Genomic DNA, 16,196 nt, shown 5'->3' with positions numbered 1-16,196 from the left:
AAGTGAAGACGTCCCCGCGGGGCCTCGAGACTCACGTCGCAACGAGTCGCCGCGAGGCGTTCGCGACGACGAGGAGTCCGCTGGCCGCGACGGCGAGCATCGCCGTGAGCGGGTTCAGGAGGCCCACGAGCGCGGCTGGGATCACGACCGCGTTGTAGCCGAGCGCCAGCCACTCGTTTCGGGCGACGCGAACGCGCGCCCGCCGTGAGAGATCGAACGCGAGGGCGACCGCCCCGAGGTCGTTCTCGAGGACGGTGAGGTCGGAAGCGTCCGACGCCAGCGCGGTGCCGCTGCCGAGCGAGATCCCCAGATCCGCCGCCGCGAGCGCCGGGGCGTCGTTCGTCCCGTCGCCGACCATCGCGACGCGGCCGTCGGCTTTCAGCAGGTCGATCGCCGCCGTCTTCCCCGCGGGCGGGACGCTCGCGAACACGTGATCGACGTGGGGGTGGCGCTCGAACGCGTCGGTAGCCGCCCGGTGGTCGCCGGTGAGGACGACCACCTCGAGGCCGCGATCGCCGAGTTCGGTGACGGTCTCGCGCCAGCCGTCTCGCGGTTCGTCGCCGACGACGACGACACCCTCCGCCGCGCCGCCCCGGCCGACGACGACCGGAAGATGTCCGGATCGACGGGCGTCCGCGACGGCCGTCTCGACGGACGCCGGCACCGCCCACCCCCGATCCGCGAAGAGGTCGGGCGTGCCAGCGAGGAGTTCGACGCCGTCGACGCGGCCCGAGACGCCGGTCGCGTGGTCCGTGAACCCCTCGATCCGTCGCTCGTCGCCCCGCTCCGCGGTCCCGTCGTCCACCCGGCGGCCCCCCGTCGATTCGACGCCGAACGCCGCCACGATCGCCGCCCCGACCGGGTGAGAGGCGCGGCGCTCGAGGGCCGCGACGGTCGCGAGCAGGTCGTCGGGGGCGGTCGTCTCGAGCACCTCCATCCTGCCGATGGTGAGCGTTCCCGTCTTGTCGAAGACGACGACGTCGACCGCGCGGAGGCGTTCGAAGACGGTCTCGTCGAAGACGACGAGTCCCCGATCCAGCGCCTCCTCGAGGATCGACGCGACCGAAACCGGCGTCGCGAGGCCGAGCCCCCAGGGGGAGACGACGAAAACCGCCAGCAGCGCCGCGAGCGCCGCCGTCGTCGCCCCCATCCCGGTCAGCAGCGCGCCCGCGGCGACGAGGACGGCGGCCGCGACGACGACGAGGGCGGCGATCCCGGCGTACCGGTCGGCTCGCCGCTGTATACCGTGATCGGCGCTCTGGAGGTTCCAGACCCTGTGCGTGAGCCGTTCGATGCTGCTCGTGGCGCCCTCGTCGACGGTCACCACGGCCGCGTCGGCGGTGACGGCCGACCCGCCGACGACCCGGTCGCCCACCCGCTTGGCGACCGGGAGTGACTCGCCGGTGACGACAGCCTCGTCGACGGTACACCGCCCCTCCGCAAGGGTGCCGTCGACCGGAATTCGCTCGCCGCGGCGGACGAGCAGTCGGTCACCGGGCTCGAGGTCGGCCGCGGGGACCTCTCGGGTGGTGCCGTCGGCCTCGTACCGTCTTGCAGTGTCGACCTGCGAGATCGTCAGTTCGGTCAGGAGTTCCGTCCCGCGGCGTTTGACCGACGACTCGTAGAAACTCCCGGCCATCACCGCCGCGGCGACCACGATCGTCAGGTCGTAGTAGATGTCGATTCGGCCGGCGACCGCGGCGGCCGTGCTGTAGAGGAAAGCGCTCACGATGGTCAGCGAGACGAGGAGATCCGTGTTCGGCCGACGGAGCACGAGACCGACGTACGCGCCGCGCAACACGGGCATTCCGGTGACGACGAGGACGAGGCCCGCGAGGACGAGGTAGATCCGGACGAACAGCGGTCCGGTTCCGTCCTGAAACGCCTCCGCGTACAGGCCGAGCACCCAGCCGTCGTACACCGTCGCCAGGTGGACCGGGTACAGGATCGTCACGTAGGGAACCAGCAGGAACGCGCCGAAGACGATCCCGACGATGTACCGCGCGTCGAACGTGTCGTCCGAGCGCCGCTTGCGCGTGCCGACCATCTCCCGCGACCGGCGCGTCGGTCCCGCCGCCGCGCCGTCGGCGTCGGCCTCCTCGCGCAGATACGCGGTGTAGCCGGTCGTGCTCAGCGCGTCTCTGAGGGCCGCTTTCGAGCACCGTTCGAGGTCGTGGTCCACCCGAACCGTCTCGGTCACGTAGCTCGCCTCCGCGGCGGCGACCCCGTCGCGGGCGGTCGCGACCCGCTCGAGGAACGCCTCGCAGGTCGCCTGGCGCATCCCGTCGACCCGGAAGAACGTGCGGGTGAGCTCGTCCGCCGGCCGCTCGTCGGCGTCCGGAACCTGGCCGGGGGCGGGCTCTCGGTCGCCGAGCGCGCGGGCGACGTCGCGACAGCCGGCGCTACAGAACGTTGCGCGCTCCTCGAGCCGGCGAGCGCTCTCGACCGGCGTTCCGCACAGCTCACACCGGTCGTCGGAGTCGGCGTCCCCAGGCGTCCTCTCCACGGGTGGCTCTCGAGTTCGGGTTGGACGCCGACGGGTTTAGCAACCGCGGTGGCGTTTTATGCTGCTGCCTCGCGCTCGCGCGAGCGCGTACACGTGACTTTTATTACCCCCCGACCACTATCCGAAAGCAGGTTTCTCATGTCCCAGGAAAGCGAGTACGGCGCCGGACAAATCCAGGTCTTAGAGGGCCTGGAAGCCGTGCGAAAACGGCCGGCGATGTACATCGGTTCTACAGACTCTCGAGGACTCCACCACCTCGTCTACGAAGTGGTGGACAACTCGATCGACGAGGCGCTCGCCGGTCACTGTGACGACATCACGGTCACCATCCACGCCGATGGTTCCGTGAGCGTCACCGACGACGGCCGCGGCATTCCCGTCGACACGCACGAGGAGTACGACCGCCCCGCCCTCGAGGTGATCCTCACGGTCCTCCACGCCGGCGGCAAGTTCGACAACAAGTCCTACCAGGTCTCCGGCGGCCTCCACGGCGTCGGCGTCTCGGTGGTCAACGCCCTCTCCGGACGCCTCGAGATCGAGGTCAAGCGCGACGGCGGCGTCTTCACCCACGCCTTCGAGCGCGGCGAGCCCCAGGGCGACATGGAGCGGGTTCGAGAGCTCGAGGCGGACGAGGAGACCGGAACCCGGATTCGGTTCTGGCCCGACGACGACATCTTCGAGACCGACGAGTTCGCCTTCTCGACACTGTCGAACCGCCTTCGCGAACTGGCCTTCCTCAACTCCGGCGTCCGGATCACCCTCCGCGACGAGCGCCAGGAGACCGACGACGGCGAGGCGGTCGCCGAGACCTACGAGTACGAGGGCGGCATTCGCGAGTTCGTCACCTACCTGAACGAGACGCGAGCGCCGCTTCACTCGGACATTATCTACTTCGAGGACGAAGAACAGAGCATCCAGGTCGAGGTGGCGATGCAGGCCACCGAGGAGCTCCAGGGCTCGATCCACGCGTTCGCGAACAACATCAACACCCGGGAGGGGGGAACCCACCTCACCGGGTTCAAGACGGCGCTCACGCGCGTCGTCAACGACTACGCGAACGACAACGACCTGCTCTCGGACATCGAGGAGAATCTGCGGGGCGAGGACATCCGCGAGGGGCTCACCGCCGTCATCTCGGTCAAACACCCCGACCCCCAGTTCGAGGGCCAGACCAAGACCAAACTCGGCAACAGCGAGGTCCGCGGTATCGTCGAGAGCGCGATGCACGAGGGGCTCAGCACCTACTTCGAGGAACACCCCGACACGGCCCAGGCGATCGTGATGAAGGCCGTCGAGGCCGCGAAAGCGCGCAAGGCCGCCAAGAAGGCAGAAGAGCTCACGCGCCGGAAGTCGGCGCTCGACTCCACCTCGCTGCCCGGCAAGCTCGCCGATTGCCAGACCAAAGACCCCGAGGAAGCAGAGCTGTTCATCGCGGAGGGTGACTCCGCGGGCGGCAGCGCGAAGCAGGCGCGCAACCCCGAGTTCCAGGCCGTCCTCCCGATCAAGGGGAAGATCCTCAACGTCGAGAAACACCGCCTGGACCGAATCCTCGAGAACGACGAGATCCGGAACATGATCACCGCCATCGGGGCGGGGATCGGCGACGAGTTCGACCCCGAGGCGGTTCGCTACAAGAAGATCATCATGGCGACTGACGCCGACGTCGATGGAGCGCACATCCGCACCCTCCTGCTGACGTTCTTCTACCGCCACATGCGGCCGCTGCTCGAGGGCGGCTACGTCTACGCCACCCAGCCGCCGCTGTACCGCATCCGCTACCGGGGCAACACCTACGACGCGATGACGGACGAAGAGCGCGACGAGATCGTCGCCGAGAAGTGCGACGGCAACCCGACGCAGATCCAGCGGTTCAAGGGGTTAGGCGAGATGAACCCCGAACAGCTCTGGGAGACGACGATGAACCCGGACAACCGCATCCTGAAGCAGATCAGCGTCGAGGACGCCGCGGCCGCGGACAAGATGTTCTCGGTACTGATGGGCGACGCCGTCGAGCCGCGAAAGCAGTTCATCAAGGATCACGCTCCGGAGGCGGAGTGGATCGACATCTGAAACGCATGCGAACACACCCGACTACGACACGACGAGCGGAGACACAGCTATGAGTTCAGAAGTACCCGACCCGACCGACATCGACGCGCGAACGGTCGAGACCGTTCGGATCGAAGACGAGATGGAACAGTCGTACATCGACTACGCGATGAGCGTCATCGCCGGACGCGCCCTGCCGGACGTCCGCGACGGCCTCAAACCGGTTCACCGCCGGATCCTGTACGCGATGCACGAGATGGGCGTCACCTCCGGGAGCAGCCACCGCAAGTCCTCCTCGATCGTCGGGGAGACGATGGGTGACTACCACCCCCACGGCGACAGCGCGATCTACGACACGCTCGTGCGGATGGCCCAGGACTTCTCGATGCGCTACCCGCTCGTCGACGGCCAGGGGAACTTCGGCTCGATGGACGGCGATCCGCCGGCCGCACCGCGGTACACTGAGGCGCGGATGGCCTCGATCGCCGAGGAACTCCTCGAGGACATCGAGAAGGACACGGTCGACTTCCAGTCGAACTACGACGACCGCCTCCAGGAGCCGACGGTGCTGCCGTCGTCGTTCCCGAACCTGCTCGTCAACGGCTCCTCGGGGATCGCCGTCGGAATGTCGACGAACATCCCGCCGCACAACCTCGGCGAGATCGTCGACGCGACGGTCGAGCTGCTCGAGAACCCCGAGGCGACCGTCGAGGAGCTGATGGAGCACGTCAAGGGGCCCGACTTCCCGACCGGCGCCAACATCGTCGGCCGCGACGCCATCTACTCCGCCTACGCGACGGGTCGGGGTCGCATCCGCGTCCGCGCGGAGTTCGAGGTCGAGGAGTGGAAGTCGGGTCGCGAGCGGATCGTCATCACCGAACTCCCCTACCAGGCGAACAAGGCCCGGATGGTCGAACGCATCGCCGACGACGTCAACGAGGGGACCATCGAGGGCATCTCGGACCTGCGCGACGAGTCCGACCGCGACGGCGTCCGGGTCGTCGTCGAACTCAAGCGCGGCGCGAACACCGAGGTCGTCAAGAACCGCCTGCTCGAGAACCACCTAGAGCGCACGTTCGGCGTGATCAACCTCGCGCTGGTCGACGGCCAGCCGCGAGTGCTCACGCTCAAGGACACGCTCCAGGAGTACATCTCCCACCGCCGCGAGGTCGTACGCCGGCGCAGCGAGTACGATTTGAACGAGGCCGAAGAGCGCGCACACATCCTGGAGGGGCGACTCAAGGCCCTCGAGCGCGTCGACGACGTCGTCGAACTGATCCGCAACTCCGAGGACCGGTCGGCCGCCCGCGAGGGGCTCCAGTCCGAGTTCGCCTTCTCGGAGCCACAGGCCGAACACATCGTCCGGATGCAACTCGGGAGCCTCACCTCGATGGAGGCCGCCGAGATCGAAGACGAGTACGACGAACTCCAGGCCGAGATCGAACGCCTCGAGGCGATCCTCGGGAGCGACGCCGAACTCGACGCGGTGATCGAGGCGGAGCTGCTCGAGATCAAAGACGAGTACGACGACGACCGTCGCACCTCGATAATCGAGGACGAGGGGACGGTCACCCACGAGGACCTCATTCCGGAGGAGGACGTCCTCGTCGTCATGACCGAGGACGACTACGTCAAGCGGATGCCGGTCGACGCCTTCGGCGCACAGGGCCGGGGCGGGAAGGGGATCATCGGCGCCGACGTCAAAACCGACGATCGGGTCGCCACCGTCTTCCGGGCGAACACCCACGACTACCTGCTGTGCTTTACGAACCACGGCCAGGTCTACCGGCTCAAAACCTACGAGATCCCGGAGATGTCCCGCACCGCCCGCGGCAAATCCGCCGTCAACATCCTCGATCTCGATCCCGGCGAGAACATCACGGCCGTCGTCGACACCGACGCCTTCGACGACGACGAGTGCGTGACGATGGCGACGAAACACGGCTACGTCAAGCGGACCGCCGGCGCCGAGTTCGACAACATCCTCTCGACGGGGATCATCGCCGCCTCCCTCGAGGACGGCGACGAACTGGTCGACGTCGAGGTCACCGACGGCACGAAGGACCTCGTCGTCGCCACCGAGCGGGGGATGACGATCCGCTTCGACGAGAGCGAGGTCCGGACGATGGGGCGCAACGCCCGCGGGGTCAACGGCATCAAACTCGAGGGCGGCGACGCCGTCGCGGGGCTGGTCGCGACCGACGAGAGCGACGAACGCGCGCTGCTCACCGTCACCCGGAACGGCTACGGCAAGCGGACGCTGCTCTCCGAGTACCGGACCCAGTCGCGCTACGGCAAGGGGCTGATCGACATCAAGACCAACGAGCGAAACGGTCCCGTGACGGCCGTCAAGGCGGTCACGCCGGCGGATCACCTCGTGATGATGAGCGAGCGCGGCCAGATCATGCGAACGCGGGCAGACGAGGTGTCGACGGTCGGCCGGAACACGATGGGCGTGACGCTGATGGACGTCGAGGCGGGCGACGCCGTCGCCAGCGTCGACGTTATCCCGGCCGACGACGCCGACGAGTAGGCCAGCGACACTCGAGTTCTGGATTCGTTTTACCGGCGGGCACCGACCCGTCGCACATCGCAGTCGATTCGGTGAGCGATAGTCGCCGTTGAAACGAGTTACTCACCGGTCGTACGGGAGCGGCCAGCGGAAACGCGCTGGCCGCAAATTCGCAACCGGGAGTACAATGACTGTCAACGACTACTAGAGACTAGCCCCGCGAGTCCGACGGCCGCGAGCAGGAGTCCGCCCGCGACCGTCAGGTACCAGCCGGTCGTCGGGACGAACGTCGCGTCGAAGCCGATCAGCGGTGTCGCGAGGACGTAGTAGAGGCCGACGGTGAACACGAACGTTCCGGCGAGGGCGGTCGCGAGCGACCGACGGCGGTCACGTCCGACGACGAGCAGCGACAGGACTGCTAACATCGCGACAACCAGCAGGAGGCTGTACCCCGATATCCCGGCGTTCATCTCCGGAAGGAGGATGTCCGGCACGGCTCCCGCTTCGGAGCGTGGCCGTATCCAGGGGAGATACGCACCCGCGGTGACGATCACCAGTGCGAGGAGGGTGAGCGCGGTGTCTGCGTCCCGATCGAACCCCTTCATTCGGGTAGTACTGACCGTCGGGCCGACATACGTGTTCGGTTGCTCGGGGACGCCGCGCGGGGCGACTCGAGTCGGGAGGTGTGAAAACAGCGACGCGCGAGTTCGAACGGAAAACGGAAGCCGAGCGGCCGGAGGACGCTCAGTGGGCCGGCTCCTCCGCCGGCGCCCGCATATCGTCGATCCGCAGAATGAGAATGTTGTTCGTGTCGTCTTTGCCGTCGACGGTGCCGTCGATGACGAGCTTCGAGAGCGGCGTCGGACCGACCCTGACGTCGTCGTTCTCGTGGATGTCGCCCATCGACCCCTGGAGGTGAACCTCCGCGCGACACAGCTCGGGGTGGTGGACGCTCGAGAGGTCGATCTCTTCGACGAGGACGCCCTCGACTTCCTCGCCGTTGTGCTCGAGCGGGACCGAGGCCGGTTCGTCCATCTGCTGGATCTCGAGGGCCTCGTAGGCGGCGGCGGTCGGCTTGTAGCCGCCCTTCGGTCCGGGGACGCCCTCGACGAGCTGGAGCGCCTTGAGGCTCTGCATCTGGTTGCGAATCGTGCCGGGGTTTCGGTCGACCTGTTCGGCGATGTCCTCGCCTTTGATCGCGTCTTCGGCATCAGTGTGCAGGTTCGTCAACGCCCGCAAGATTTTCTTCTGACTCGGGGTGAGTTCGATCGATGACATAGCGAATCCTTCGTAATTGATTTCCTTAAACCCGATGGGTTGTCCCGGTAGCGGCTTCGATTTTCGGTGTTGGCCTCGGGGTATCCTAATCTCGTTGTTCAGTCACGACGAGCACGTCAATCATTTTTACACCTCCGCGGTGTCCGACGGCTATGGAGGGACAGCGCGTGCTGGTAACCGGCGGTGGCGGCTTCGTGGGATCGAACCTCGCGAACCGCCTCGCTCGAGCGAACGACGTGATCGCCGTCGACGACCGCTCGCTGGGGACCCCCGAGAACCTCACGGATCGGGTGGAGTTCGTGGAGGCGAACGTTCTCGATCCGGATCTCCCGGCCGACGTCGACGTCTGCTTTCACCTGGCCGCCCTGTCGTCGTACGCGATGCACGAGGCCGAACCCGCCCGCGGGGCGCGGGTCAACGTCGAGGGGTTCGTCAACACGGTCGAACAGGTCCGCGAGAACGGCTGTGAGACCGTCGTCTACGCCTCGACGTCGTCCATCTACGGCAGCCGAACCGAGCCGTCGTCCGAGTCGCTCCCGGTCGAGGCCAGGACGGGCTACGAGGCCTCGAAGCTCGCCCGCGAGCGCTACGGCGAGTACTTCGCGAACCGGTACGGGATGAACGTCGCCGGAATGCGGCTGTTCTCGGTGTACCAGGGGTACGGCGGCGCCGAGCGTCACAAGGGCCAGTACGCCAACGTCGTCGCCCAGTTCGCCGACGACGTCGCACACGGTCGCTCGCCGGTGATCTACGGCGACGGCACCCAGACGCGGGATTTCACGCACGTTTCGGACGTCGTCCGGGGACTCGAGCGAGCGGCCGACGCCGAACTCACGGGCGTGTACAACCTCGGCACCGGAGAGAGCTACGACTTCAATACGGTCGTGGACCTCCTCAACGAGGAACTCGATCGGTCGGTCGAGCCGGAGTACGTAGAGAACCCGATTCCGGCGACGGTCTACGTCCACGATACGCTGGCGGATTCCTCGAGGTTCGCGGCGGAGACGGACTGGGAGCCGAAAATCCGGTTCGAGGAGGGAATCGAGCGCGTCTGCGCGCCGTATCTCGCGGCCTGAGAGGCGCGAGTCAGCCGGGGACGATCCAGCCCTCGACGATCACGTCCTCGAGGACGAACATCAGCGCGACGCCGACGACGAACGTCGCGGCGTTGAGCCGGGTGACGACGCTCTCGGCGTCGAACTTGATGAGGTCGACGAGTTCGATGATCACCTGCAGGATCGCACCCACCGCGACCGCGTAGAACAACACGGCGAGGGCGGACGAGTTCGCGAGGCTGCCGACCCAGCCGCCGAGGATCACGGGTCCGCCGGCGATGACGCCCATCGCCGCGAAGTGGCGCAACGGCGGGATCGTGTGGTCGCGCGCGACGGCGGCGACGACCGTCGGCCCCTCCATCACGTTGTGCATGACGAAGCCGACGACGAGCAGCATGACGAGTGTTCCCTGGCCGTCGATGAACGCCACGCCGATGGCGAGCCCCTCGCCGATACTGTGCAGGCCGAGGGCGACCGCGACGAGGTAGGCGATCGTGAGACCGCTCTTTTCTGCGCTGGCCATCTTTCGCTGGCGCCACTCGCTGATCACGTACATGACGGCGAAGGTGCCGCCGACGCCAGCGACAGCGAGCCCACCCGCGACGATCACCCCGGAGAGTTCGAGGCCGCCCGCGGCCACGGGGCCGACTTCGGCACCGTGTTCGAAGACCTCCTCGGTCATCTCGAAGGCGATGAACGCCAGCACGCCCGCCGAGAGCGCCAGAAACGCGTGCAGATAGCGGTGGTCCAGCGACCGAATGAACGGGAACCAGAGCATTCCGATGACGACCGGAACGATCCCCGCGATCGCGCCGATGACCGTGAGCATCCACAGGATCTCGAGCGGTCCCGCTTCGGCCATCGATTCGATGTCACCGAACGGGGAGGTCAGGTACAACAGCCCGGCGACCGCGCCGAGAATGAGCACCGGCGCGACCGCGAGCATCCAGGCCGGGAGCGAATCGGCGAGACTATCGAGACGTGACAACGAAACCACCTCGCGTCCGTCCCGCAACGACGTCCTTCATGAGCAGATGTTTAGACGCGGCTAATAATATATGTTCCCCATCAATTTTTAGATTGAGTCTACACTAACCGATCGTTCGTCGGGAGCGGGGTAGCCCGTCTGATCAGCGTTCGGTCCCGGCCGGGAGCGTCACTCGAACGTGTCGGGCGACGTCAGTCGGCAGGGAAACGGGATCGTCGTGGCCGGCCGCGCTGGCCGTAATCATTCCGAACGGCGCGATCTCGAGGATCTCGAGTTCGACCCCCGGTTCGATGCCGTGGTCGGCGAGGTACGAGAGCACCTCGGGATCGTCGTCGGCGACCTCCTCGACGACGACCGTCTCTCCTTCGGCGAACTCCGTGACCGATTCGCCGGCGGAAACCGGCGGCTCGAGGTCTGCACCGGGGATCGGCGAGCCGTGAGGGTCGACGTTCGGATCGTCGAGGGCGGCGGCGACCCGCGCCTCGAAGTCCTCGCTGATGTGGTGTTCGAGGCGGTCGGCCTCCTCGTGAACCTCCGCCCAGTCGTAGTCGAGGTGCTCGGTCAGGTAGGCCTCGAGCAGGCGGTGGTGGCGAATCACCTCGAGGGCGACCGTCTCGCCCTCGTCGGTGAGCGTCACTCCCCGGTACTTCTCGCGGTCGACCAGGCCGCGCTCCTCGAGTTTCTCGAGCATGCTGGTGACCGTCGGCGACGTGACGTCGAGTTCGTCGGCGATCTCTGAGGTCTTGATCCGCTCCTCGTGGCCGCGCTGAAGCTGGTAGATAACCTTCAGGTAGTCTTCCATCACGTCGCTCAGCATCATCGATTCGAAGTTAGGACCGTCTAACCCTAAACGTATCGCCACCTTCAGCGCAGTCGAATCGCCACGAACTAAACACCCCCTCGCGAACGAGGCGTATGGGCCGAACCGTTCGGATTATCGGTGCACCGATGGACTACGGGGCGAACAGGCGCGGCGTCGACATGGGGCCGTCGGCGATCAGGTACGGCGGACTGGCCGACGGCCTCGAGTCGGCGGGCGTCGAGTGTACGGACTCCGGGGACCTCCTGATCCCGCGCGCCGAGGAGCGCGACCCGGACGCGAAGCCGCCGCGGACGGGCAACGCGAAGTTCCTGAACGAGACCGAAGACGTCTGCACCCGTCTCGAAGACCAGGTCGCCGAAACGCTCTCGGAGGGGTCGTTCCCGCTCGTCCTCGGGGGCGACCACTCGATCTCGATCGGCACCATGAGCGGGTCCGCCCGCGAGGCCGACCTCGGCGTGATCTGGTTCGACGCCCACGCCGACCTCAACACGCCAGAGACCTCCCCGAGCGGGAACGTCCACGGGATGCCCCTCGCCGCGGCCCTCGGAAAGGGGCTGTTCGGCGAACTCGAGTGGGCACGGGCACCCCGAGTCCGCGAGGAGTCGGTGGTGTACGTCGGCCTGCGGAGCATCGACGACCGCGAGCGCGAGGCCATCCGCGACAGCGACGTGACGGCGTTTACGATGTCCGACATCGACGAGCGCGGGATTACGGCCGTCGTCGAGGACGCCATCGACGTCGCGACGACCGACACCGACGGAATCCACGTCAGCCTCGACCTCGACTGGCTCGACCCCAAGGCGGCACCGGGCGTCGGAACCCCCGTCCGCGGCGGAGCGACCTACCGGGAGGCACACTCCGCACTCGAGACCGTGTTCGAGCGCGACGTGCTCCGCTCGATGGACGTCGTGGAGGTCAATCCGATCCTGGACGAACAGAACGAGACCGGAATCCTCGCGGCGGAGCTGGCGGCGAGTGCGTTCGGCAAGCGCATCCTCTAGGACACCCCGGCAGATCCTGCCGCATGGGACTATGACGCACGCGGATAACGGTTTCAACACCTTTGTATCGGAGTGTTTCCGAGAGTGCAGTATGACTGAGAATGTCGTCGTTCTTGGCGCTGGCTACGCGGGTGCCGGAGCGATCTCGAAGCTCCAGTCGGAGCTTGACGACACCGCAAGACTGACCTGGATCTCGGACACCGACTACCACCTCGTCCTCCACGAGGCCCACCGCGTCGTCCGGGACCCGACCGTTCGCTCTGACATCACGATTCCCGTTCACGACATCGCCGAGCCGACGACGCAGTTCATCCAGGATAGCGTCACCAACCTCGACGTCGACGAGCAGGTCGTCGAGCTCGCCGACAGCGAGGACGTCGAGTACGACTACGTTCTCGTCGGTCTGGGCAGCGGAACCGCCTACTACGGCATCCCCGGCCTCGCGGAGCACTCGCTGACCCTGAAGAGCCTCGACGACGCCCTCGAGATCCACGACCGGATCGAGACGGCGAGCAGGGAGGCCACCCGCGGCGAACCCGCCCAGATCGTCATCGGCGGCGCCGGCCTCTCGGGTATCCAGACCGCCGGCGAGATCGCCGAGTTCCGCGACAAACACCGCGCGCCCCTCGAGATCCACCTGGTCGAGGCGCTCGACGAGATCTTCCCCGGTAACGACCCGGAGATCCAGCAGGCGCTGCGCGACCTGCTCGAGGAAGCCGGCGTCAGGATCCACACCGACGACCCGATCACCGAGGCCGAAGACGGCGTCATCCACTTCGACGAGGGCGAGCCCCTCGAGTACGACGTCTTCGTCTGGACCGGGGGCATCACGGGCCGGGAGGCGCTCGAAGGGGCGGACCTCGAGAAGGAGCACAACCGCGTCAACGCCGGTGCGAACTTCCAGACCAGCGACGAGCGCGTCTTCGCCATCGGCGACTCGGCGATCGTCGACCAGGGCAACCAGCCCGCACCGCCGACCGCACAGGCCGCCTGGCAGGCCGCCGAAGTCGCCGGCGAGAACATCTCGCGCGTGATCGAGGGGCGTCCCCTCAGAACCTGGGAGTTCGAGGACAAGGGAACCGTCGTCTCCGTCGGCGACAAGGCGGTCGCCCACGGCGTCAAACCCGCCTTCGGTCTCTCGATGCCCGTCGACACCTTCGGCGGCCGCCCCGCGAAGAACCTGAAGAAGCTCATCGCCGCCCGCTGGATCGCCGACCTCACCTCCTGGAACCGCGCCCGGAAGTGCTGGTCGTCGCTGTGACGCCGCTCGCGTAGCACGCCGACACCCGATTCCAACGACTCGACGGCACCGATCCCCGCCTCATGGACCCGCTCATCGTCACCTCGTCGGCAGTCGACTCGCTTCTCGTCGCACTGAGCGGCGGCTCCGAACTCGCCGCTGGTCCGCTCGCCTTCGAGGGCCAGGCCCGCGAGTGGATCGACGCCGCGAGCGGCCCCTGGCAGTACCTCCTCGTCTTCGCGCTCGCCGCGACGCCGCTGCTCGAGATTCTCATCGTGATCCCGATCGGCGTCGGCCTCGGTCTCGATCCGGTTCTCGTCGGCATCGTCGCCTTCGCCGGCAACGTCGCCCCGATTTACGGCATCGTTCTCGGCTACGAGCGGCTCTCGGCGTGGCTCGAGTCTCGCCGGGAAAGCGACGGCGAGCCCTCGAAGCGCCGAAAGCGGGCGCAACGAATCTGGAACGCCTACGGCCTCCCCGGCCTGGCGCTCGCCGCGCCGGTTCTGACCGGCGTTCACCTCGCCGCGGTGCTCGCGCTCGGACTCGGCGCGCGCGGACGGTCGACGCTCGCCTGGATGACCGGCAGCATCGCCCTCTGGACCGTCGTGATCACGGTCGCCTCCGTCGCCGGACTCTCGGCGCTCGAGTGGGTTTTCTGAGTCGGGGTATCGCTCCGCCGGCGAGCGTCGAGACACCCCCGTTATATGGTGCGTTCCGACGTACGGACAGCGGTGATCGCGGTGCGGGCTCGAATCCACCTTGGGGAAGCAACTGAGCGGGCACGAGCCGTGCCGCTGTGGATCGCCGGCGCCTGGTGGGTCGTCTTCGCCGCGATGAGCTTCTACTGGGCGGCCGGTGGGACGGTCGGGCTGGCGACGCTCGGGTCCGGCGTCGAAGAGCAGGCCGCGGCTCGCGAGCCGTGGTTCGTCGGACTGGTCTGGCTCACCGGCGTTCTCAAACTCGTCCCCGTGGCACTCCTCGCGGCTCTCGTGTCCCCTCGAGAGATCCTTCCGCGACGGCTGGTGCTCGCGGGCGTCTGGCTGATCGGCCTGGGGCTCCTGGCGTACGGCGGGCTACACATGGTCCTGCACGGGCTGGTTCTCTCGGGCGCGTACGTTCCGGGAGCGGTGGATCGGCCGGCGCTCGTCTGGCGCGTCCTGTTCTGGAATCCCTGGTGGCTCCTCGGCGGCGCGCTGTACTGCGGCGCCGCGTGGCGGTTCCGCCGACGAACTCGGGGAGCCAGCCGATCCGACGCCCCGCGGTAGCGGCGGTCTCGAGGCCGTACTGTAGGAGAATTTTAATTATTTCCGTGAATTCATCACACCAGAGTCGCGATTTCGGACATGGAACCGTTCCTCCCGCTGGTGTTCGGTCTGATCGGAATCGGGGCGCTGTATCAGACCTACAGACACTACAGCCGGTACCGGACGGTGTCACGGATCGCCGCTGACGTAGCTCGCGGTAGCCGAACCGACGGCGAGACGACGGTCCACGGTCCCGTCGACGTGGTGGAGCCGGCGACCCTCGAGCGAGAGCGGCCGGCGGAGGCGGTCGAGGCGGCCGGTTCGCCCCGGATCGTCGCCTGGCGCGTCCGCCGCAAGGTGCGAACGGGCGGCAGACAGAATCGTGGCACGCGCTGGCGAACCGCCGACGGCGGGCTGGCCGTCGGCGAGTTCAGCGTCCTCCACGGCGGCCGGTACGTTCGCGTCGACGGGGACGAACTGGTGCCCGACCGGGCAGAAAACGGCGTTTTCGACCCGTTCGACGCCTCGAACGTCCACCTCGCCGAGCCCGAGACGGAGGTTCGTCTCGGAGAGCCCGATCCGCTGACGAAACTGCTCGAGCGACTCTGACTCGTCGGCGATGGCGGACTGCTGAGCGGCCTCGAGGTCTCCGTGAGCTTCGGCAGGAAGACGCACACACCGGATCGCTACCAGGAGACGGCGATCGGCGAGGGCGACGAGGGCGCGGTCCAGGGAACCGTCACCGAGACGGAAGACGGCCCCCTCCTCAGGGGGTCGGGCGACGAGCCGCCGGTTCTCGTCGGCGGCGACCTCGAGCGGCGAAGCGCGGAGTTGCGCCGGAGCGCTGGGATGCAACTCGGGCTCGCCGGAGTCATGTTCACGCTCGCGGTAGCGACGCCCGGGCTGTTCGGCTCCCTCGGTTTCTGACTCGAGGCAACGAACGGTCAGGACGAGGACTCGTCCTCGCTCCCGGCGTTCCCCATCGGCTCGGCGGGCACCCCCGCGACGGTTTCGCCCGGCGGCACGTCCCGGGTGACCAGCGAGTTCGCCGCCACGCTCGCGTCCGCGCCGATTTCGACGCCAGGCAGGATGATCGCCCCCGCGCCGATCATCGCCCGCTCGCCGACGACGACCTCGCCGGTGCGGTACTCCTCCTGGAGGAACTCGTGGCACAGAATCGTCGCGTCGTAGCCGACGATGGCGTGATCCTCGACCGTGATGAGTTCCGGCCAGAAGACGTCCGGCGTGGCCTCGAGCCCCCACGACACCCCCTCGCCGACGGTGGCGCCGAGTCGCCGGAGGAGCAGGCGCTTGAGCCGCAGGCTCGGCGAGATTCGAACGAGCCAGACGACGAGGTAGTTGATCGCGACCCGGACGGGGTGTTTCGCGTCTGTCCAGTACGCCAGGGAGTTCGCACGGCCGGGTGTCGGGTGGGCGGTGACGCGGTCGTGTCTCGAGTCGGCGTCGTCTGTCACTGCGACGGAATTCGTCGGGATCGTA

At 67.4% G+C, this 16,196-nt stretch carries 15 protein-coding genes; 9 read left to right on the top strand and 6 right to left on the bottom strand.

Features of this window, described 5'->3' with window-relative positions:
• Nucleotides 1-31: 31 nt before the first annotated feature.
• Nucleotides 32-2,506, bottom strand: coding sequence for a heavy metal translocating P-type ATPase (locus tag NMQ11_RS08305; protein WP_255167079.1), 2,475 nt, complete (start codon nucleotides 2,504-2,506; stop codon nucleotides 32-34).
• 138 nt (nucleotides 2,507-2,644) lie between these two features.
• On the opposite strand from NMQ11_RS08305, the gene gyrB reads away from it, so the two are divergent.
• Complete coding sequence (gene gyrB / locus NMQ11_RS08300) at nucleotides 2,645-4,576, top strand: DNA topoisomerase (ATP-hydrolyzing) subunit B (protein ID WP_255167078.1); 1,932 nt, start codon at nucleotides 2,645-2,647, stop codon at nucleotides 4,574-4,576.
• Nucleotides 4,577-4,625: 49 nt separating this feature from the next.
• On the top strand, nucleotides 4,626-7,088 hold the full coding sequence (gyrA, locus tag NMQ11_RS08295) for a DNA gyrase subunit A (RefSeq protein ID WP_255167075.1): 2,463 nt from the start codon (nucleotides 4,626-4,628) through the stop codon (nucleotides 7,086-7,088).
• A 173-nt stretch (nucleotides 7,089-7,261) separates the two neighbouring features.
• On the opposite strand, the gene NMQ11_RS08290 is transcribed toward gyrA, so the two are convergent.
• Together NMQ11_RS08290 and NMQ11_RS08285 are read right to left on the bottom strand one after the other, a co-directional pair.
• Entirely contained in the window at nucleotides 7,262-7,672 is a 411-nt protein-coding gene (locus NMQ11_RS08290) for a hypothetical protein (protein WP_255167073.1), read from the bottom strand.
• A 139-nt stretch (nucleotides 7,673-7,811) separates the two neighbouring features.
• Nucleotides 7,812-8,345, bottom strand: coding sequence for an Rrf2 family transcriptional regulator (locus tag NMQ11_RS08285; RefSeq protein ID WP_255167071.1), 534 nt, complete (start codon nucleotides 8,343-8,345; stop codon nucleotides 7,812-7,814).
• A 152-nt stretch (nucleotides 8,346-8,497) separates the two neighbouring features.
• Between NMQ11_RS08285 and NMQ11_RS08280 the strand changes: the two genes are divergently transcribed.
• The gene (locus NMQ11_RS08280) at nucleotides 8,498-9,421 is read left to right on the top strand and encodes an NAD-dependent epimerase/dehydratase family protein (RefSeq protein WP_255167069.1); all 924 of its coding nucleotides are present in this window, start codon (nucleotides 8,498-8,500) and stop codon (nucleotides 9,419-9,421) included.
• A 10-nt stretch (nucleotides 9,422-9,431) separates the two neighbouring features.
• Here the strand turns inward: NMQ11_RS08280 and NMQ11_RS08275 are convergent, their stop codons facing one another.
• Nucleotides 9,432-10,346 carry a ZIP family metal transporter gene (locus tag NMQ11_RS08275; RefSeq protein ID WP_255170874.1) on the bottom strand — a complete coding sequence of 305 codons (915 nt, stop codon included), beginning with the start codon at nucleotides 10,344-10,346 and terminating at the stop codon, nucleotides 9,432-9,434.
• Between the two features lie 184 nt (nucleotides 10,347-10,530).
• Complete coding sequence (locus NMQ11_RS08270; RefSeq protein ID WP_255167068.1) at nucleotides 10,531-11,208, bottom strand: metal-dependent transcriptional regulator; 678 nt, start codon at nucleotides 11,206-11,208, stop codon at nucleotides 10,531-10,533.
• Nucleotides 11,209-11,303: 95 nt separating this feature from the next.
• Between NMQ11_RS08270 and rocF the strand changes: the two genes are divergently transcribed.
• From rocF to NMQ11_RS08240, 6 genes are all read left to right on the top strand, one after another.
• Nucleotides 11,304-12,212, top strand: coding sequence for an arginase (gene rocF, locus NMQ11_RS08265; protein ID WP_255167063.1), 909 nt, complete (start codon nucleotides 11,304-11,306; stop codon nucleotides 12,210-12,212).
• Nucleotides 12,213-12,303: 91 nt separating this feature from the next.
• Nucleotides 12,304-13,473 carry an NAD(P)/FAD-dependent oxidoreductase gene (locus tag NMQ11_RS08260; RefSeq protein ID WP_255167062.1) on the top strand — a complete coding sequence of 390 codons (1,170 nt, stop codon included), beginning with the start codon at nucleotides 12,304-12,306 and terminating at the stop codon, nucleotides 13,471-13,473.
• A 62-nt stretch (nucleotides 13,474-13,535) separates the two neighbouring features.
• A complete protein-coding gene (locus NMQ11_RS08255) occupies nucleotides 13,536-14,111 on the top strand; it encodes a small multi-drug export protein (RefSeq protein WP_255167061.1) in 576 nt (191 codons plus the stop codon).
• Between the two features lie 129 nt (nucleotides 14,112-14,240).
• Nucleotides 14,241-14,717 (top strand): DUF3995 domain-containing protein, encoded by a 477-nt coding sequence (locus NMQ11_RS08250; RefSeq protein ID WP_255167059.1) that lies wholly within the window; start codon nucleotides 14,241-14,243, stop codon nucleotides 14,715-14,717.
• A 78-nt stretch (nucleotides 14,718-14,795) separates the two neighbouring features.
• Entirely contained in the window at nucleotides 14,796-15,305 is a 510-nt protein-coding gene (locus NMQ11_RS08245) for a hypothetical protein (RefSeq protein WP_255167058.1), read from the top strand.
• A gap of 42 nt (nucleotides 15,306-15,347) precedes the next feature.
• Nucleotides 15,348-15,623, top strand: coding sequence for a hypothetical protein (locus tag NMQ11_RS08240; RefSeq protein WP_255167057.1), 276 nt, complete (start codon nucleotides 15,348-15,350; stop codon nucleotides 15,621-15,623).
• A gap of 17 nt (nucleotides 15,624-15,640) precedes the next feature.
• Here NMQ11_RS08240 and NMQ11_RS08235 read toward each other — a convergent pair whose 3' ends face one another.
• Nucleotides 15,641-16,171, bottom strand: coding sequence for an acyltransferase (locus tag NMQ11_RS08235; RefSeq protein WP_255167056.1), 531 nt, complete (start codon nucleotides 16,169-16,171; stop codon nucleotides 15,641-15,643).
• Between the last annotated feature and the right edge of the window lie 25 nt (nucleotides 16,172-16,196).

Source organism: Natrononativus amylolyticus (assembly GCF_024362525.1).
GTDB lineage: Archaea > Halobacteriota > Halobacteria > Halobacteriales > Natrialbaceae > Natrononativus > Natrononativus amylolyticus.
The sequence above is the reverse complement of the archived record's forward strand: the minus strand, read 5'-3'. Positions and strand labels throughout refer to the sequence as shown.